At 74.1% G+C, this 18,727-nt stretch carries 14 protein-coding genes; 1 reads left to right on the forward strand and 13 read right to left on the reverse strand.

Annotation, left to right across the window (positions count from 1 at the left end):
• Positions 1 to 2 precede the first annotated feature (2 nt).
• From recA to ACWCXH_RS21710, 5 genes are all read right to left on the reverse strand, one after another.
• Positions 3 to 1,115 (reverse strand): recombinase RecA, encoded by a 1,113-nt coding sequence (gene recA, locus ACWCXH_RS21690; RefSeq protein ID WP_449803065.1) that lies wholly within the window; start codon positions 1,113 to 1,115, stop codon positions 3 to 5.
• A gap of 212 nt (positions 1,116 to 1,327) precedes the next feature.
• Complete coding sequence (locus tag ACWCXH_RS21695; RefSeq protein WP_449803066.1) at positions 1,328 to 2,551, reverse strand: AI-2E family transporter; 1,224 nt, start codon at positions 2,549 to 2,551, stop codon at positions 1,328 to 1,330.
• An 85-nt stretch (positions 2,552 to 2,636) separates the two neighbouring features.
• Complete coding sequence (locus tag ACWCXH_RS21700) at positions 2,637 to 2,831, reverse strand: DUF3046 domain-containing protein (protein ID WP_449803067.1); 195 nt, start codon at positions 2,829 to 2,831, stop codon at positions 2,637 to 2,639.
• 44 nt (positions 2,832 to 2,875) lie between these two features.
• Entirely contained in the window at positions 2,876 to 3,430 is a 555-nt protein-coding gene (locus ACWCXH_RS21705; protein WP_449803068.1) for a GNAT family N-acetyltransferase, read from the reverse strand.
• Positions 3,431 to 3,563: 133 nt separating this feature from the next.
• Complete coding sequence (locus tag ACWCXH_RS21710) at positions 3,564 to 5,150, reverse strand: S8 family serine peptidase (RefSeq protein WP_449803069.1); 1,587 nt, start codon at positions 5,148 to 5,150, stop codon at positions 3,564 to 3,566.
• A gap of 187 nt (positions 5,151 to 5,337) precedes the next feature.
• Between ACWCXH_RS21710 and ACWCXH_RS21715 the strand changes: the two genes are divergently transcribed.
• Positions 5,338 to 10,143, forward strand: coding sequence for an ATP-dependent helicase (locus tag ACWCXH_RS21715; protein ID WP_449803070.1), 4,806 nt, complete (start codon positions 5,338 to 5,340; stop codon positions 10,141 to 10,143).
• A 50-nt stretch (positions 10,144 to 10,193) separates the two neighbouring features.
• On the opposite strand, the gene ACWCXH_RS21720 is transcribed toward ACWCXH_RS21715, so the two are convergent.
• The 8 genes from ACWCXH_RS21720 to ACWCXH_RS21755 all read right to left on the reverse strand — a co-directional run bounded on the left by ACWCXH_RS21720 (position 10,194) and on the right by ACWCXH_RS21755 (position 18,604).
• A complete protein-coding gene (locus ACWCXH_RS21720) occupies positions 10,194 to 10,490 on the reverse strand; it encodes a hypothetical protein (RefSeq protein ID WP_449803071.1) in 297 nt (98 codons plus the stop codon).
• Between the two features lie 70 nt (positions 10,491 to 10,560).
• The gene (locus ACWCXH_RS21725; protein WP_030290911.1) at positions 10,561 to 10,929 is read right to left on the reverse strand and encodes a helix-turn-helix domain-containing protein; all 369 of its coding nucleotides are present in this window, start codon (positions 10,927 to 10,929) and stop codon (positions 10,561 to 10,563) included.
• Positions 10,930 to 11,246: 317 nt separating this feature from the next.
• Positions 11,247 to 11,726 (reverse strand): CinA family protein, encoded by a 480-nt coding sequence (locus ACWCXH_RS21730; RefSeq protein ID WP_449803072.1) that lies wholly within the window; start codon positions 11,724 to 11,726, stop codon positions 11,247 to 11,249.
• A 22-nt stretch (positions 11,727 to 11,748) separates the two neighbouring features.
• Positions 11,749 to 12,387: a CDP-diacylglycerol--glycerol-3-phosphate 3-phosphatidyltransferase gene (gene pgsA / locus ACWCXH_RS21735; RefSeq protein WP_449803073.1), complete on the reverse strand. Its 639-nt coding sequence runs from the start codon at positions 12,385 to 12,387 to the stop codon at positions 11,749 to 11,751.
• Positions 12,384 to 13,892, reverse strand: a complete 1,509-nt coding sequence (gene rimO, locus ACWCXH_RS21740; RefSeq protein ID WP_449803074.1) for a 30S ribosomal protein S12 methylthiotransferase RimO — start codon at positions 13,890 to 13,892, stop codon at positions 12,384 to 12,386. The genes pgsA and rimO overlap by 4 nt, the downstream gene beginning before the upstream one ends.
• 97 nt (positions 13,893 to 13,989) lie before the next feature.
• A complete protein-coding gene (locus ACWCXH_RS21745) occupies positions 13,990 to 14,850 on the reverse strand; it encodes a helix-turn-helix domain-containing protein (RefSeq protein ID WP_449803075.1) in 861 nt (286 codons plus the stop codon).
• 295 nt (positions 14,851 to 15,145) lie between these two features.
• Positions 15,146 to 17,824, reverse strand: coding sequence for a DNA translocase FtsK (locus tag ACWCXH_RS21750; protein ID WP_449803076.1), 2,679 nt, complete (start codon positions 17,822 to 17,824; stop codon positions 15,146 to 15,148).
• Positions 17,825 to 17,965: 141 nt separating this feature from the next.
• On the reverse strand, positions 17,966 to 18,604 hold the full coding sequence (locus tag ACWCXH_RS21755) for a response regulator (RefSeq protein WP_449803088.1): 639 nt from the start codon (positions 18,602 to 18,604) through the stop codon (positions 17,966 to 17,968).
• Positions 18,605 to 18,727 lie beyond the last annotated feature (123 nt).

The following is an 18,727-nucleotide window of genomic DNA, read 5'->3' on the forward strand; positions in this document are numbered from 1 at the left end:
GCTCAGGCCTTGGCGGCCGCCGCCGTCTTCTTCGCCGCGGCCGTCTTGGCGGCGGTCGCGGTGATCGGCTTGGCGGCGCCGTCGGCGGCGTCCGCCGCGCCCTCGGCGGGCTCCTCGGTCTTCGGGCCGATGCCGAGCTTGCCCTTGATCTTCCGCTCGATCTCGTCGGCCAGCTGCGGGTTGTCCCGCAGGAAGTTGCGGGCGTTCTCCTTGCCCTGGCCGAGCTGGTCGCCCTCGTACGTGTACCAGGCGCCCGACTTGCGGATGAAGCCGTGCTCGACGCCCATGTCGATCAGGCCGCCCTCGCGGCTGATGCCGACGCCGTAGAGGATGTCGAACTCGGCCTGCTTGAACGGCGCGGCGACCTTGTTCTTGACCACCTTGACGCGGGTGCGGTTACCCACGGCCTCGGTGCCGTCCTTCAGGGTCTCGATCCGGCGGATGTCCAGGCGGACGGACGCGTAGAACTTCAGCGCGCGGCCACCGGTCGTGGTCTCCGGCGAGCCGAACATGACGCCGATCTTCTCGCGGAGCTGGTTGATGAACACGGCGGTGGTGTTCGACTGGTTCAGCGCACCGGCGATCTTGCGCAGCGCCTGGCTCATCAGGCGGGCCTGCAGACCGACGTGCGAGTCGCCCATCTCGCCCTCGATCTCGGCGCGCGGGACGAGCGCCGCGACCGAGTCGATGATCACCAGGTCGATCGCGCCGGAGCGGATCAGCATGTCGGTGATCTCCAGGGCCTGCTCACCGGTGTCCGGCTGGCTGACCAGCAGGGAGTCGGTGTCCACGCCGAGCTTCTTGGCGTACTCCGGGTCGAGCGCGTGCTCCGCGTCGACGAACGCGACCGTGCCGCCGGCCCGCTGGGCGTTGGCCGCCAGGTGCAGCGTCAGGGTGGTCTTGCCGGAGGACTCGGGGCCGTAGATCTCGATCACCCGGCCGCGGGGGATGCCGCCGACCCCGAGGGCGACGTCCAGGGCGGTGGACCCGGTGGAGATCACGTCGATCGGCTCGTTGGCCTTCTCGCCGAGGCGCATCACCGAGCCCTTGCCGAACTGCCGCTCGATCTGGGCGAGTGCGGTCTCTAGGGCCTTCTCGCGGTCCGTACCTGCCATGGCCTTTTCCTTCGGGTTCTGTGCTGTGCGCTTCATCGTCCTCGACGCTAGCGCGTCCCACTGACAAACGAGCCCGACCGGGCTCCGCCTGTGGAAAACTCCTCGCCGGAGAGTACAAAGAACATCTGTTCGATTCAAGCGTGGCACGCCTCGCCCAGCGCACGCCCATCCCCGCCCGCCCCCGCCCCGGCCCCCGTTCGGCGCCGTTCGATTCAGCTCGTCTCGTCCGACCCGCCGCCGACCATCCGCCGCAGCCGCCGCGCCGCCTCCCGGCGCGGCTCGTGCCGGGCCCGCCGCTGCTCGCCCCGGTCGATCCGCGGGTCGGTCGCCACCTCGTAGCGCCGCACGTACGTCCCGACGAACCCCTGCAGCGTGGCCGCCGCCGGGATCGCGATCAGCGCGCCCACCGCGCCCAGCAGCGCCGCGCCCGCGATCACCGCGCCGAATGCCACCGCCGGGTGCACGTCCACCGTCCGCGCGGTGATCCGCGGGTGCAGCAGGTAGTTCTCGACCTGCTGGTAGACCGTCACGAACACCAGCACCCACAGCGCGTCCACCGGCTCCACCGTCAGCGCGACGAGCACCGGCAGCGCGCCCGCCAGGTAGGTGCCGATGGTCGGCACGAACTGCGACATGACGCCGGCCCAGATCGCCAGCGCGACCGAGTACGGCAGGTCCAGCAGCGCGAACATCACCCAGTGCCCGGCCGCCGACACCACCGCGAGCAGCGCGCGCGAGTACAGGTAGCCGCCGGTCTTGGCGAGCGCGATCTCCCAGGCCCGCAGCACCTCGCCCTGCCTGGCCGGCGGCAGCAGCGAGCAGACCGTCCGGCGGACCCGGGGGCCCTCGGCGGTGAAGTAGAAGGTGAACAGCCCGACCGTGAAGGCCTGGAAGAGCCCGCCGATCACGGTGGAGGAGAGGCCCCAGACGTTGTCGGCGGCCTGCTGGGCGTAACTCTCGATCGCGCCGGAGTCCTTGAGCAGCTTCTTCTGCAGCTCGCCCAGCGAGACATCCTGATGGAACGTCCGGTTGAACCAACCGATCAGGTTGTCGACCAGGTGCGGCAGGTCCTCCGCGATCTTCGCCACCTGGTCCACCAACAGCGTGCCGAGCGCGGCGAGGAATCCGAGGACGGCGATCCCGACCGCGACGAACACCAGGAACGTCCCGACGCCCCGGCGCACCCCGCGCGCGGCCATCCGGTCGACGGCCGGCTCCAGCGCCAGTGACAGGAAGAAGGCCACCAGCAGCATCACGAAGAGGTCGATGAGCTGCCGGAACGCCCAGTCGGCGAGCCGGAACAGGCCGAGCAGGACGAAGGCGAGCACCATCGCCCGGGGCAGCCAGCGCGGCATCCCGCCGCCCCAGAGTCCGCCGGCCCCGTCCGCCGCCTTCGCCGGCCTGTCCGAATTCTGCTGTTCTGCGTCGCTTGCCACCCGGACAGTCTGTCCCATCCGCCCGGCGGCGACGGCCGGAACGCCGTCATTCAGGCGTCGTCCGGGGACGCTCGGCGCAGGACGCTCAGCGGAGCAGCGCGGAGACCCCCTGCGTCTCGCAGACCACCCGCCAGACGTCCTTGGCCTCCCAGCCCGCGTCCAGCGCCTGCCGGACGGTCCGCCCGCCGAGCTCGCTCATCACGTGGTCGGAGGCGAAGGACTCCGCGTACGTCTCCCCGAAGTGCACGTACATCCGTCGCCAGAACTCCGTCAGCCTCATGCCGTCCAGTATCCCGGACCGGCCGCCGGAGCCCCCCGGGCGCTTCAGGCCCGCCAGTCCGGCGGCTCCAGCGCGTACTCGACCTCGCCGTGCTCGCTGCCGGGGATCACCTCCGGGTACTCCTCGTGGAACGTCCGGACGTACGAGAGGCCGCTCTTCTCCATCACCCGCCGGGAGCCGGTGTTGACCGCCATCGTGTAGGCCACCACCCGCCGCACGCCGAGTCCGGTGAAACCGCGGCGGATCAGCGCCCGCGCGCCCTCGGTCGCGTACCCGCGCCCCCAGGCGGCCCGGCGCAGCCGGTACCCGAGCTCGACCTCGCCGCGCTCCCCCTCCTCCGTCGGCCGGAACTCGAACCAGCCCACGAAGGCACCGCCCGCCCGCTCCTCCGCCGCCCACCAGCCGAGGTCCTTGTACCGCTCGTAGTGCGCGAGGTAGAGCGGCAGCAGCTCGTTCTCGACGACCTCGCGCGGGGTCGGCCGCCCGCCGGTGAGGTAGCGCATCACCTCGGGATCGCCGTCCAGCTCGACCAGGTGCTCCACGTCGGCGGCGGTGAAGCGGCGCAGCACGAGCCGCTCGGTGGTGAGGAATGCGGTCATGCCCCGATCCTCACCCACCGCCGCCCACCCGTCACCCGCTTTTCCCGCCCGCACGGACACCCCGGCCCGCCCGGGGCCCGACGGCCGCCGGCACGGGCGCGCCCCGACCACCTGCGGCACCCGGCACCCATCGCTACCGCGGCAGCGCCAGCATCCCCGCACCGAAGTACTGCCGGTCCCCGCACCCGTACGGCCCCGGCGGGCAGGCGGCCGCGGCCGTGGCGGCCAGCAGGGCGGCGAGGCGGGCGGAGTCGTAGTCCGGGTGCAGTGCGGCGGCCACCGCGGCCGCGCCCGTCACGTGCGCGGCCGCCATCGAGGTGCCGGCCAGCCCCGCGTACTGCCCGCCGGGCCAGTCCGAGACGATCGCGCCCTGCGGTCCGCCGTCCGGATCCCCGCCGGGCGCGGCCAGCGAGACCCGGCCGCGCCCGTAGTTGGAGTACGCGGACGGGCGGCCGTCCCGGTTGACGGCGGTGACGGTGACGACGCCGGGCAGCTCGCCGGGCAGCCGGATGCACTCGGTGCCCAGGCGGCGGGACTGCGCGGGGCCGGACACCCGGTCGTTGGGGCTGCGCTCGTCGGCCCTGGTCGCGCCGAGGTCCTGCCCGTCGTTCCCCGCCGAGGCGACCACGACGGCGCCCTTGCGCTGGGCGTAGGCGGCGGCCCGGCCGACGGCGGTGACCAGCGCGGCCTGGTCGGGATCCTCCGGGCAGTTGTACTTCCACGGGTCGGCGAAGTAGCTGTTGTTGATCGCCCTGGCCCCGTGGTCGGCGGCCCAGAGCATGCCGCAGACGATGTTCTCCGCGTAGTACTGGCCGAGCGGCCCGAGCAGCCGCACGGCGGCGATCCGCACGCCCGGCGCGACCCCGGTGACGCCGCGGCCGTCCCGTGCGGCGCCGACGATCCCGGCGACGTGGGTGCCGTGCCCGCTCTCGCCGACCCCGGGGTCGGGCCGCCAGGAGCCGCTCCGCGGGTCGGGGCGGCCGTCGGCGCACGAGGCCGAGGCCTTGGGGTCGACGGCCGCCCTGAGGTCGGGGTGGGTGTCGTCGACGCCGGAGTCGAGCACCGCGACGACCACCTTGTGCAGCGCCTCCGGCGTCGGCCCGCCGCCGGAGGCGGGCCCGCCCGGCGGGGCGGTCGCGGCTCCGGCGCGGGCGCCGGACGCACCGAGCATGGTCAGGTTCCACGCGTCGCGCTCACCGGGGTCGGGCACCGAGACGGTGCCGCCCTCCTGCCGCTCGGACAGTTCGGCCGTGTCGGTCCCCCCGGACCGCTCCGCCCTGCCGGACCGGTCCGCGCTGCTGCGCCCGGTGCGTTCGGTGCCGGCCGCGAAGTCCCCGGCGCCGTCCAGCGACCTCGGCGGGCCGACCACCGGCGCGGTGCGGGTGGCCCCGACGGCGGCGATCCCGGGCCCGGCCCGCACCTTGTCCGCGAAGCCGCCGGTGGCGTACGCCAGCACGGCCCCGATCTGCGGGTACTCCTGGACCACCTGCCCGCCCGCCGCGCGGGCCTCGGCCCCGGCCCGGGCGGCACCGGCGGCGTCCTCCTCCTCGGCCAGCACCAGGTAGCTGAGGTAGGACCGGCCGCTCCCGGACACGTACGGCACGGCGCCGCCGAGCACGAGCGCGGTGAGCAGCATCGCGAACAGCGCCCGAAAGGGCCCGCGGACCCGACGGCGGGCGGCGCGGACGGGACCGGTTCCGGACGGGTGCACCTGCGCCATCGCACGGTCTCCGCTCGTCGGTCCCGCAGGCTCGCGGGTTGATCATGGGCCTGAATCATCACCATATGAGCGGATTGTCTTTTTTGCTCCTTTAACTACACCCGCTCACCTCACCCGCCTCACCTCACCCGCCCGGCACTCACCGGGCACTCGCCCGGCTGTCAGTCCCACCCGGCACCATGGGGGCATGGCGCCCCAGCAACAGACCCCACCGGCCGACCCGCCGGCCGACCCGCTGGCCGGATTCGCCCCGGCCACCCGGGCCTGGTTCACGGGCGCCTTCTCCGCGCCCACCACCGCCCAGGCGGAGGCCTGGCGCGCCATCGGGCAGGGGACGGACGTCCTGGTGGTCGCCCCCACCGGCTCCGGCAAGACGCTCGCCGCCTTCCTCTCCGCCCTGGACCGGCTCAGCAGCACCCCGCCCCCGGCCGAGACCAAGCGCCGCTGCCGGATCCTGTACATCTCGCCGCTCAAGGCCCTCGCCGTGGACGTCGAGCGGAACCTCCGTGCCCCGTTGGCCGGGCTGCGCCAGGCCGCCGTCCGGCTCGGCCTGCCCGAGCCGGACGTCCAGGTCACCATCCGCTCCGGCGACACCCCCGCCGCCGACCGCCGCCGCTTCGCGACCCACCCGCCGGACATCCTGATCACCACCCCCGAGTCGCTGTTCCTGCTGCTCACCTCGGCCTCCCGGGAGGCGCTGCGCGGGATCGACACGGTGATCCTCGACGAGGTGCACGCGGTCGCCGGCACCAAGCGCGGCGCGCACCTCGCGCTCAGCCTGGAGCGCCTGGACGAGCTGCTGGACCGCCCGGCCCGCCGGATCGGCCTGTCCGCCACCGTCCGCCCGGTCGAGGAGGTGGCCCGCTTCCTCAGCCCGCAGCGCGGCGCCGTCGTCGTCCAGCCCGCGTCCACCAAGGAGTTCGACCTCTCGGTGGTCGTCCCCGTCCCCGACCTGGACGACCTGCCCGCCGCCCCCGCCACCGCCGGCTCCTCCGACAGCGATCCACAGCGCCCGGGGGCACCTGCCGGCCACCAGGCCGGGGGAGCGTCGATCTGGCCGCACGTCGAGGAGCGGATCGTCGACCTCGTCCAGACGCACCGCTCGACGATCGTCTTCGCCAACTCCCGCCGCCTCGCCGAGCGCCTGTGCAACCGGCTGAACGAGATCGCCCACGAGCGCGCCACCGGCGCCGCCGCCCCCGAGGCGCACGCCCCGGCCCAGCTGATGGGCGGCTCCGGCGCGGCCAGGGGCGTCCCGCCGATCCTCGCCCGGGCCCACCACGGCTCCGTCTCCAAGGAGCAACGGGCCCTGGTCGAGGAGGACCTGAAGGCCGGCCGGCTGCCCGCCGTGGTCGCCACATCCAGCCTGGAGCTGGGCATCGACATGGGCGCCGTCGAGCTGGTCGTCCAGGTCGAGTCCCCGCCCTCGGTCGCCTCCGGCCTCCAGCGGGTGGGCCGGGCCGGCCACCAGGTCGGCGCCGTCTCCACCGGCGTCGTCTTCCCCAAGTACCGCGGGGACCTCGTCCAGTCCGCCGTGGTCACCGAGCGGATGCGGGCCGGCCGGATCGAGGCCCTGCGCGTCCCGCGCAACCCGTTGGACGTGCTCGCCCAGCAGTTGGTCGCCATGACGGCGCTGGACACCTGGCAGGTGGACGAACTGCTCACCGTGGTCCGCCGCGCCGCGCCCTTCGCCACCCTCCCGCAGTCCGCCTTCGACGCGGTGCTCGACATGCTCGCCGGCCGCTACCCCTCCGACGCCTTCGCCGAGCTGCGCCCCCGCCTGGTCTGGGACCGGGTCGCCGGCACCGTCACCGGCCGCCCCGGCGCCCAGCGCCTCGCCGTCACCTCCGGCGGCACCATCCCCGACCGCGGCCTGTTCGGCGTGTTCATCGCCGGCACGACTGCGTCCGATTCGAAAACGGGCCAGAAGGGCGGCGGCCGACACGAGGGGCAGCGCGAAGCGCTTCCCAAGAAGGGTGGCGGCGGACGACGGGTGGGCGAGCTCGACGAGGAGATGGTCTACGAGTCCCGCGTGGGCGACGTCTTCACCCTCGGCACCACGTCCTGGCGGATCGAGGAGATCACCCACGACAAGGTCCTCGTCACGCCCGCCCCGGGCATCCCCGGCCGGCTCCCGTTCTGGAAGGGCGACACCCTCGGCCGCCCGCTCGAACTCGGCCGCGCCCTCGGCGCGTTCACCCGCGAGCTGGGCGCACTCGCCCCCGACGCCGCCACCGAGCGCCTCAAGCGGGCCGGCCTGGACGACTGGGCCGCCGACAACCTGCTCGACTACCTCGCCGAGCAGCGCACCGCCTGCGGCCACCTCCCGGACGACCGCACGATCGTCGTCGAACGCTTCCGCGACGAACTCGGCGACTGGCGGATCGTCATCCACTCCCCCTTCGGCGCCCAGGTGCACGCGCCGTGGGCCCTCGCCCTCGGCGCCCGGCTGCGCGAGAAGCACGGCCTCGACCCGCAGGTCATGCACGCCGACGACGGCATCGTCCTCCGCCTGCCCGACGCCGACCTCCTGGCCCCCGACTTCGATTTCAGCAGCCCCTCGGAACAAGCCAGTACGGACGACGCCCCGGTCGGCGCCGACGCCGCCCTCTTCGACCCCGGCGAGATCGAACAGCTCGTCACCGACCAGGTCGGCGGCTCCGCCCTGTTCGCCTCCCGCTTCCGCGAGTGCGCCGGCCGCGCCCTGCTGCTCCCCCGTCGCAACCCCGGCCGCCGCACGCCCCTCTGGCAGCAGCGCCAGCGCGCCGCCCAGCTCCTCGAAGTCGCCTCCGAGTACGGCTCCTTCCCGATCGTCCTGGAGGCCGTCCGGGAGTGCCTCCAGGACGTCTTCGACGTGCCCGGCCTGGTCGAGCTGATGGGCGACCTCGAATCCCGCGCCGTCCGCCTGGTCGAGGTCACCACCCCCGAGCCCTCCCCCTTCGCCCGTTCCCTGCTCTTCGGCTACGTCGCCCAGTTCCTCTACGAGGGCGACTCGCCGCTCGCCGAGCGCCGCGCCGCCGCCCTCTCGCTCGACTCCCGGCTGCTCTCCGAACTCCTCGGCCAGGCCGAACTGCGCGAACTGCTCGACCCGCAGGTGCTCGCCGAGCTGGAGGCCGAGCTCCAGCGCCTCACCCCCGAGCGCCGGATCAAGGACGCCGAGGGCGTCGCCGACGCGCTGCGCCTGCTCGGCCCGCTCACCGAGGCCGAGCTCGCCGCCCGCGGCGCCGAACCGCTCTGGGCCCTGGAGCTGGAGGCCGCCCGCCGGGTCATCCAGGTCCGGATCGCCGGCGAGCAGCGCTGGGCCGCCATCGAGGACGCCGGACGGCTGCGCGACGCCCTCGGCACCCCGCTGCCGGTCGGCGTCCCCGAGGCCTTCACCGAGCCGGTCAAGGACCCCCTGGGCGACCTCCTCGCCCGGCACGCCCGCACCCACGGCCCGTTCACCGCCGCCGAGGCCGCTGCCCGCCTCGGCCTCGGCACCGCCGTCGTCACCGGCGTCCTGCACCGCCTCACCGCCACCGGCCGCCTCGTCCAGGGCGAGTTCAGGCCCGTCGAAGGGCACACCGCCACCGTCGAGTGGTGCGACGCCGAGGTCCTGCGCCGCCTGCGCCGCCGATCCCTGGCCGCCCTGCGCCAAGAGGTCGAGCCCGTCCCGCCGCGCGCCCTGGCCGCCTTCCTCCCCCAGTGGCAACACCTCGCCGGCCACCGGCTTCGCGGCCCGGACGGCCTGCTCCGGGTGGTCGAGCAGCTCCAGGGCACCGCCCTGCCCGCCTCCGCCCTGGAGAAGCTGATCCTCCCGGCCCGCCTCGCCGACTACTCCCCCGGCCTGCTCGACGAACTGATGGCGGCCGGCGAACTCGGCTGGTGCGGCGCCGGCGCCCTGCCCGGCAAGGACGGCTGGATCAGCCTCCACCTGGCCGAGAACGCCCACCTGCTGCGCCCCGAGCCCGTCCCACCCACCGCCACCCCGCTGCACAGCGCCCTGCTGGCGGCCCTCACCGGCGGCTACGGCCTGTTCTTCCGCCAGCTGGTCGAGCGACTCCGTGCCGACGGCGACGAGACCCCCGAGCCGGAGGTCGTCGACGCCCTGTGGAACCTCGTCTGGGCCGGCTACGTCAGCAACGACACCCTCGCCCCGCTGCGCGCCCTGCTCGGCTCCGGCCGGACGGCGGGCGCCACCGCCCACCGCGCCCCCAGGGCCACCCCCCGCGGCCGCTACGGCGGCGCCGGCCGCGCCTTCGGCCGGGTCGGCGGCGCGCTGCGCAGCGGCCCGCCGACGGTGGCCGGCCGCTGGTCGCTCCTGCCCGCGCCAGCCGCCGACCCGACGGTCCGGGCCACCGCCCAGGCGCAGAGCCTGCTGGACCGGCACGGCCTGCTGACCCGGGGCACGGTGGCGGCCGAGCGGGTGCCGGGCGGCTTCGCCGGGGTGTACCGGGTGCTCGCCGCGATGGAGGAGCGCGGCCGCACCCGCCGCGGCTACTTCGTCGAGGGCCTCGGCGGCGCCCAGTTCGCGATGGAGGGCGCGGCCGACCGGCTGCGGTCGGTCAACGGCCGACTGGAGCGCACCCGGGCCACCGAGTGGCCGGCCGCCCCGGCCGCCGAGCCCCCGCAGGTGCTGGTGCTCGCCGCCGCCGACCCGGCGAACGCGTACGGCGCCGCCCTGCCCTGGCCCGAGCCCCCGACCGCCCCGGGCGCCAAGGAGGCCAAGGCGCACCGCCCCGGCCGCAAGGCGGGCGCCCTGGTGGTGCTGGTGGACGGCGAACTCGCCCTGTACGTCGAGCGCGGCGGCAAGTCCCTGCTGGCCTGGCCCGAGGACGGGGCCACCCGGGCGCTGGCCGCCTCCGCCCTCGCCGCCGCTGTCCGGGAGGGCGCGCTCGGCAGCGTCACGGTCGAACGGGCCAACGGCGAGCCCGCCCTCGGCTCGGCACTCGGCGCCGCCCTGGAGGAGGCCGGCTTCCACGCCACCCCACGCGGGCTTCGACTGCGCCCTTGAACGCCGAAGGCCGCGGAGTCAACGACCCCGCGGCCTTCCCGCACACGTCTTCACCCGACGGGTGGCGTCGGCGCCTCCGCTCGGTCCACGGCCCCACCCGCCCTGCGGCGGCGTGCCGGTCCGGTCGCGCCCCGGTCGACGTGGACCGGGATCAGACCGAGCCCCCAGCCGCCGGCCGCGAGCAGGCCGAGCGCCGCGCCGTCGGACAGCTGCCCCCGGACCACCAGGAGCCACCAGACCAGCCCGGCCGACAGCACCACCAGGACCCAGCGGGCCGGCCACGGCACCAGGCGCCGCAACCGCAGCCGTATTCGGGCCACCGTGCGCGCCGTCGCGTCTCTCCGCACGACCGCCCTCCTTCGCTCGCCCCGGGCCCTTTTCCTGCGTCGAACAGGCATCCCGGGAGTCGAGGCCGGATCAGGCGGCGACCACGTCCATCGCGGCGGCCTTGGGCGACATGTTCGCCCGGTCGGCGCCGGGGGCGGGCAGCGGTACCGGTTCGAGCACCGGCCTCAGCAGATCACCTTCGGAGAGGGTGGCCATCGCCGCAAGTTCGGCGAGCGACAGTTCGTCGCTGACCTCGCGCATGACCTCGGACATCCGGACGTCGAGTGCGTCACAGATGGCGGAGAGCAGCTCGGACGAAGCCTCCTTCTGCCCCCGCTCGACCTCGGAGAGGTAACCGAGCGAAACCCTGGCGGCCGCCGACACCTCGCGGAGTGTGCGGCCCTGGCGCTGGCGCTGCCGACGCAGTACATCGCCCAGTAGGCGACGGAGCAGGATCATCGGTGCCTCCCTCCTCGGACTGCGGATCGAGATGTCACGCCCCCACCGTACCGCCTTGCCCGCTTCGCGTGCGGGGACCCTGGTCGTGTTCACTCTGGGCTGCAAGGCTGTCCCCCTCCTCGTTCCGGTGTCGTACCCGGGTCCCCGGGCCCCTCGTGGTACCCGTCGCGGGCCACCCGGTCACCGTGACGCAACTCGTTCGCCACCTGGTTTCTGCCCAACCAGGCTGTTGGATGTAACACGATCCTCCAGCTGTGCCGTGCCCGCGCGCCGGTTCGGCGGATCCCGGTTCGGTGGAGATCCCGACGGACGGAGCCCTAGCGGGCCGACAGCCGGCCGACGAGCAGTTCCAGAGCGGCGGTCACCGCCCCGTGACGGATTGTGGCACGCTCCCCGGACAGCCGGGGCGAACTGACCAGAGTTCCCCCCGGGCCGGCGACCGCCAGGTGTACGGTGCCGACCGGCTGCCCGTCCTGCGGCTCCGGCCCGGCCACCCCGGTCGTCGCGAGCCCGTACGTGGCCCCCAGCAGCAGCCGGACGCCCTCGGCCATCTGCCGCGCCACCACCGGGTGCACCGGCCCGTGGACGTCGAGCAGGCCCTCGTCCACCCCGAGCACCGAGGCCTTCAGCTCGGTCGCGTACGCGGTCACCGAGCCCCGGAAGGTCGCGGACGCCCCGGGGACGTCGACCAGCGCGGCCGCCAGCAGCCCGCCGGTCAGCGACTCGGCGACGGCCACCGTGTTGCCCTCCCCGCGCAGCGCCGCGTGCGCCCGCACCGCGAGCTCGTAGTCCGTCACCCGGTCTCCCCCTCGATCCCGATCAGCGGTCCGCGCGCTCCGCGGCCAGTCCCTCGCGGCGCAGGCGCAGCGCCTGCCCGACGTAGTCCAGCGCGGTGCCGACGGTCAGCAGCACCGCCAGACCCATCAGCACGGCCCGCGCGGTGGCGAGCCAGCCGGTCAGCTCCAGCACGTACATGCCGACCGCGATGCCCTGCGTCAGGGTCTTGAGCTTGCCACCCCGGCTGGCCGGGATGACGCCGTAGCGGATCACCCAGAAGCGCATCAGCGTGATGCCGAGCTCGCGGGCGAGGATCACCGCGGTGACCCACCAGGGCAGGTCGCCGAGGACCGACAGGCCGATCAGCGCCGAGCCCATGATCGCCTTGTCGGCGATCGGGTCGGCGATCTTGCCGAAGTCGGTGACCAGGCCCTTGCGCCGGGCGAGCTCGCCGTCGAACAGATCGGTGATCATCGCGATGGCGAAGGAGGCCCACGCCACGGAGCGCCACTTGGGGTCGTGCCCGCCGTCGGCGAACAGCAGCGCCACGAAGACCGGTACCAGCAGCAGCCGGAGCATCGTGAGCATGTTGGCGATGTTCCAGATTCCCGGCGCCGGCGGGAGCGCGGCGGCCGGTCTGTCCGGGTGGGCCGCGGGCGGGGCGCCGGGCCCCTTGGTCATTCCCCGGCTCCCGGGACCTTGGCCCCCGAAGGACTGGGCAGTCGCACCTGCTCCAGCGCCTCGGCGATCAGGTCGACGCCCTCGCTGGCCACCACCCTGGCCCGCCAGAACTGGCCGACCTCCGGGTCCTCGACGCCGGTGAGGGTGGTCAGGCCGTCCGTCTCCGGGGCCTGGTGGGCGGCGCGGCCCTCGACCACACCGTCCTCGACCGACTCGATCAGGACCTCGACCTCGGTGGCGATCCGCTGCTCGGCACGCTGGGCGGTCATCTCCTCGGCGAGCCGGCTGAGCCGGTCCAGCCGGTCGGCGATCACGTCCTCGGACAGCTTGCCGTCGTAGGTCGCGGCCTCGGTGCCGTCCTCGTCCGAGTAGCCGAAGACGCCGATCGCGTCCAGCCCGGCGTGCGTGACGAAGCGTTCCAGCTCGGCGAAGTCCTCCTCGGTCTCACCGGGGAAGCCGACGATGAAGTTGGAGCGGGCGCCGGCCTGCGGGGCCTTGTCCCGGATGGTCTTCAGCAGGTCCAGGAACTGGTCGGTGGAGCCGAAGCGGCGCATCCGGCGCAGCACGGCGGGCGCCGAGTGCTGGAAGGACAGGTCGAAGTAGGGCAGGACGTCGGCGGTGCCGGTCATCGCGTCGACCAGGCCGGGGCGCATCTCGGCCGGCTGCAGGTAGGAGACCCGGACCCGCTCGACACCGTCGATCTCGGCGATCTCGGCGAGCAGCGTCTCCAGCAGCCGGATGTCGCCGAGGTCCTTGCCGTACGAGGTGTTGTTCTCGCTGACCAGCACGATCTCGCGGACGCCCTGCTCGGCCAGCCACTTGGCCTCGTTCAGGACGTCGGAGGGCCGGCGGGAGATGAACGAGCCGCGGAAGGCCGGGATGGCGCAGAAGGAGCAGCGCCGGTCGCAGCCGGAGGCGAGCTTGACCGAGGCCACCGGGCTGTCGTCCAGCCGCTTGCGCAGGGTGCGCGGGCCGGAGGCGGGCGCGAGGCCCTCGGGCAGGTCGGAGATCGGCTCGGCGGGGGTCTCGGCGGCCCCGTGGCCGGGCAGTGCGACGGACTCGGCGGCGGACTGCCGCTCGGCCGGGCTGATCGGCAGCAGCTTGCGGCGGTCGCGCGGGATGTGCGGGGCGTGGTGGCCGCCGGAGAGGATGGTCTGGAGGCGGTCGGAGATGTCCGCGTAGTCGTCGAAGCCGAGCACGCCGTCCGCCTCGGGCAGGGCGTCGGCGAGCTCCTTGCCGTACCGCTCGGCCATGCAGCCGACCGCGACGACGGCCTGGGTGCGGCCGTGCCCCTTGAGGTCGTTGGCCTCCAGCAGGGCGTCGACGGAGTCCTTCTTGGCGGCCTCGACGAAGCCGCAGGTGTTGACGACGGCGACGTCGGCCTCGGCGGCGTCGTCGACCAGCAACCAGCCGTCGGCCTCCAGTCGCCCGGCGAGTTCCTCGGAGTCCACCTCGTTGCGGGCGCATCCGAGCGTGACAAGGGCGACAGTGCGGCGTTCAGGCATAGGCCCAAGATTAACGCGCGGCTCCCGGTGCCGTTCGCCCCGGAGGCCGCGCGCCTCGGTAACGCGATCTCCGCCGGGCCCCGGGCGGGGCCTTCGGTCAGCCCGCCTGCGGGTCTCCGGGGGTGTACGTGACGTGCACCACCTGGCCGTCCTTGCCGAGCAGACCGAGGTCCTTGCCGTTGACGTACGCGTGCACGGCCCCGCCGTTGCCGAGCACCAGCTTGATCTGCTTGGGGTCGGTGAAGGTCTGGTCCTGGCCGCCGGCGATGTTGTTCTGGAACAGCGACTTGCCGTTGCCGTCCGTGGCCGAGACCCAGCTGGTGCCGCCCTCGGCGACCAGCTTCACGGTGACCTTGTCGGCCGGGACGGCGGCGATCGCGGCGGCGCTCGGCGCGGCGGCCTGGGGCTGCACGGAGGGCGAGGGCTCGGGGGCGATCGAGCCGGTGCCGGTGCCGCCGGGCAGCGGCGCGCTGGCGGACCCGGTGCTGGTGTGGCCGCCGCCCTTGCCGCTCATGAGGTTGAAGCCGATCAGGGCGACCACCGCGACGATCGCGGCGACCATGGCGGCGGTCCAGTTCGGCCGGCTGCGGGCGGGCACCTTGATCGGGCCGGTCTCGATCAGCTGGGCCGGCCGCTTGGAGGCCGGCGAGCCGCCGTGCGCGGCGTCGTAGCGGGCCACCAGGTCCTCGCCGTCCACGCCCACCGCGCGGGCGATCGAGCGGATGTGGCCGCGCGCGTAGAAGTCGCCGCCGCAGCGGCCGAAATCGTCCTCCTCGATGGCATGCACGATCGGCACCCGGACGCGGGTCGCCGCACTCACCTGGTCCACCGTGAGCCGGGCCTCGATCCGGGCGGCGGACAGCACCCTGCCGATGCTGGGGGCATCAGCCTGCACCGCGTCGCTCGGCTCGGCGGACGACGGGGCGTTCTCGTGGTCGGGGGACTTGCCGATGGTCACGGGGCACGCCTTTCGAGCGGATGGCCACCTGCTGGGGAACAGTCTAGGGGCGTGGACGGATCGATTCTCAAGCGGAACAGGCCCGAATGCGCGCGTCCGCCCCGGTCCGGGACGGGCCCCGCCGACCGGCCGTCAGCGGGGTCGCGCAGGGGGAGCACGATGATCGCTTTCCGGCCAGTGACGCGGTGCGCGGACGTTCGGTTCCCCGCATGGCGCCTACCCTCCTCCGAACGAGTGACACCCCGTTCGGGACACCGGGACGTCCCCGGCACCGGGACGCCCGGGGCACCGTCCGTCAGCCGCGCAGGGTCACCAGCACCCCGTCGAGCTCGTCCGGCTTCACCAGCACGTCGCGCGCCTTGGAGCCCTCGCTCGGGCCGACGATCCCGCGCGACTCCATCAGGTCCATCAGCCGGCCCGCCTTGGCGAAGCCGACCCGGAGCTTTCGCTGGAGCATCGAGGTCGAGCCGAACTGGGTGGAGACCACCAGCTCCGCGGCCTGGATCAGCAGGTCGAGGTCGTCGCCGATCTCCTCGTCGATCTCCTTCTTCGGCCCGGCGCCGGCCATGACGTCGTCCCGGTAGCGGGCGGCCAGCTGGTCCTTGCAGTGCTGCACCACCGCGGCGATCTCGGCCTCGGTGACGAACGCGCCCTGCATGCGGACCGGCTTGCCGGCGCCCATCGGCAGGAAGAGCGCGTCGCCCTTGCCGATCAGCTTCTCCGCGCCGGGCTGGTCCAGGATGACCCGGGAGTCGGCCATCGCGGAGGTCGCGAAGGCCAGCCGGGACGGCACGTTGGCCTTGATCAGACCGGTCACGACGTCCACCGAGGGCCGCTGGGTCGCGAGCACCAGGTGGATGCCGGCGGCACGGGCCAGCTGGGTGATCCGGACGACCGAGTCCTCGACGTCGCGCGGCGCGACCATCATCAGGTCGGCCAGCTCGTCGACGATCACCAGCAGGTACGGGTACGGGGTCAGCTCGCGCTCGCTGCCGAGCGGAGGGGTGACCTTCCCGGCCCGCACCGCCGCGTTGAAGTCGTCCACGTGCCGGAAGCCGAACGCCGCGAGGTCGTCGTAGCGCATGTCCATCTCGCGCACCACCCACTGGAGGGCCTCGGCGGCCTTCTTGGGGTTGGTGATGATCGGCGTGATCAGGTGCGGGATGCCCTCGTAGGCGGTCAGCTCGACCCGCTTGGGGTCGACCAGCACCATCCGCACCTCGTCCGGGGTGGCCCGGGCGAGGATCGAGGTGATCAGGCAGTTGATGCAGGACGACTTGCCCGCGCCGGTCGCGCCGGCCACCAGGATGTGCGGCATCTTCGCGAGGTTGGCCATGACGGTGTGGCCCTCGACGTCCTTGCCCATGCCGACGACCATCGGGTGGGTGTCCTCGGCGGCCGCGCGCGAGCGCAGCAGGTCGCCGAGGTTGACCATCTCGCGGTCCCGGTTGGGGATCTCGATGCCGACCGCGGACTTGCCCGGGATCGGGCTGATGATCCGCACGTCCGGGCTGGCCACCGCGTACGCGATGTTCTTGGCGAGCGCGGTGATCCGCTCCACCTTGACGGCCGGGCCGAGCTCGACCTCGTAGCGGGTGACCGTCGGGCCCCGGGTGAAGCCGGTGACCTTGGCGTCCACCTTGAACTCGGCGAAGGTGCTGGTGAGCTGGGCCACCACCTCGTCGTTGAGGGCGCTGCGGGGCTTGGCCGGGCCGCCGCGCTCCAGGAGGTCGAGCGGGGGCAGGCTGTAGGTGATGTCGCCGGCGAGCTGGAGCTGTTCCATCCGCACCGGGGCCGGACCGTGGTCCTCCGGCGCGCCCGGGCCGCCGCCGCGGGCCGCCGGGACGACGGGCTCCTCCGGCGGGGCGGTGCGGTCCTGCACCTGGTGCATCATGTTCGCCACCGCGGAGGAGGCGGGCACGCCGTAGACCAGCGCGCCGTCCAGGTCGGCGGCGGCTCCGGCGGCGAGGTCGCGGGTGGCGTACGGGTCGTCGGTGTCGAAGGCGTCCTTGCTGAGCGAGACCGGCTCGTGAGCCGCCTCCTCGTCCTCGGGCCGCTGCTTGCGACGGCGGCGGCGCCGGCGGGCGGCCACCTCGTCGGCCGGGTCTTCGGAGTCGACGGTGAACGGCAGCGCCGACGGGTCGGCGTCCTCCGGCGGGTCGGTGGACGGCTCGTACTCCGGCGTGCGCCCCACGCGCGGTTCGTCCTCCGGTCCGGGCTCGACCACGCCGAGCCGCACGCCGGCGGCCCGCAGCCGCTCGGGGATGCGGTTGACCGGGGTGGCGGTGACCACCAGCAGGCCGAAGAACGCCAGCAGCAGGAGCAGCGGCACGGCGAGCGCCGGGCCCGCCGCGGCCATCATGGGCGTCGACGCGGCCCAGCCGGCGATGCCGCCCGCCGCCCTTATCCGGGACGCGCCGCTGCCCATCGTGGGCGCGCCGCAGCCGATGTGGACCAGGCCGAGGACGCCGACCACCAGCGCGCCGAGGCCGATCACGATCCGCCCGTTGGCCTCCGGCAGCTCCGGGTGGCGCCAGAGCCGGATCGCGATCCCGCCGAGCAGGAACGGCACCAGCACGTCGAGCCGCCCGAACAGCCCGGAGACCACGGCGGTGGCCGCCGCGCCCAGCCAGCCCTGCGGGCTGAACCAGGTGCCCGCGGCGGTCACCAGGGCGAGCGCGAACAGCACCAGGCCCAGCCCGTCCTTGCGGTGGTCCGGGTGGAGGTTCTTGGCGCCGTCGCCGACGCCCCGGAAGATCGCCGCGATCGGGCTCGCCAGGGCGTTGAGGGTGCGCAGGAGTATCGACCTGGACGGCGGCGGTGGCGGGGCCGACCTGGTCGCCGCCTTCTTCGCGGGCGCCTTGCGGGCCGCCGCCTTCTTCGCCGGCGGTTTGCCCGGGGCCTTCGCCGCGGCCTTCTTCGACGGTCCCGGACTCGTCTTACGTGCTGCGTTTCCGGGCGTACGAGTGGCCATGGGTCAGCAGCCTACCGGTGCGGGCCACCGGTGCACATGTGGCGAGCCGGGCACCCGGACGTGTCGCAGACACACCGTCACGCTGACCGGGTTTCACCCGGACGCCCGCGCGAACCACCCGGGCGGGCCGACCGGCGGCCCCTACGCTGCGCCCGGGCGCAGCGCGTCCAGGGCGCGGCGCAGCCCGGCCAGCTTCCGCTCCAGGTGCGCCGCGGTGGCGGCCACCCCGGCGTCGGCGCTGCCGTCCAGCTGCTTGCCCAGCGCCTCCGCCTGCTCCTCGACCGCCGCCAGCCGCGCGGACAGCTCACCGAGCAGCGCACCGCCGAGGGTCGGCTCGCCGCCGCCCGCCTCCAACTGCAGCCGCAGCAGCGCGGCCTGCTCCTTCAGCTGGCAGTTCTTCACGTACAGGTCGACGAAGACGGAGACCTTGGCGCGCAGCACCCACGGGTCGAAGGGCTTGGAGATGTAGTCGACCGCGCCGGCCGCGTAGCCGCGGAAGGTGTGGTGCGGGCCGTGGTTGATCGCGGTGAGGAAGATGATCGGGATGTCCCGGGTGCGCTCGCGGCGCTTGATGTGGGCGGCGGTCTCGAAGCCGTCCATGCCCGGCATCTGGACGTCCAGCAGGATCACGGCGAAGTCGTCGGTCAGCAGCGCCTTGAGCGCCTCCTCGCCGGACGCGGCGCGCACCAGCGTCTGGTCGAGCGCCGACAGGATCGCCTCCAGTGCCAGCAGGTTCTCCGGCCGGTCGTCGACCAGGAGGATCTTCGCCTTCTGCATCAGGGCCCGCCCTCCTGTCGCCTGCCTGCCCGGTGAAGGCACTCGCGTACTGCCCACCGCTACCCCGGTCATGCTAGCCGCACCCCCTCGCCCGGCACATCGCTCCGTCGCGACCCGGTTCGGAGG

Source organism: Kitasatospora sp. NPDC001660 (assembly GCF_053596725.1).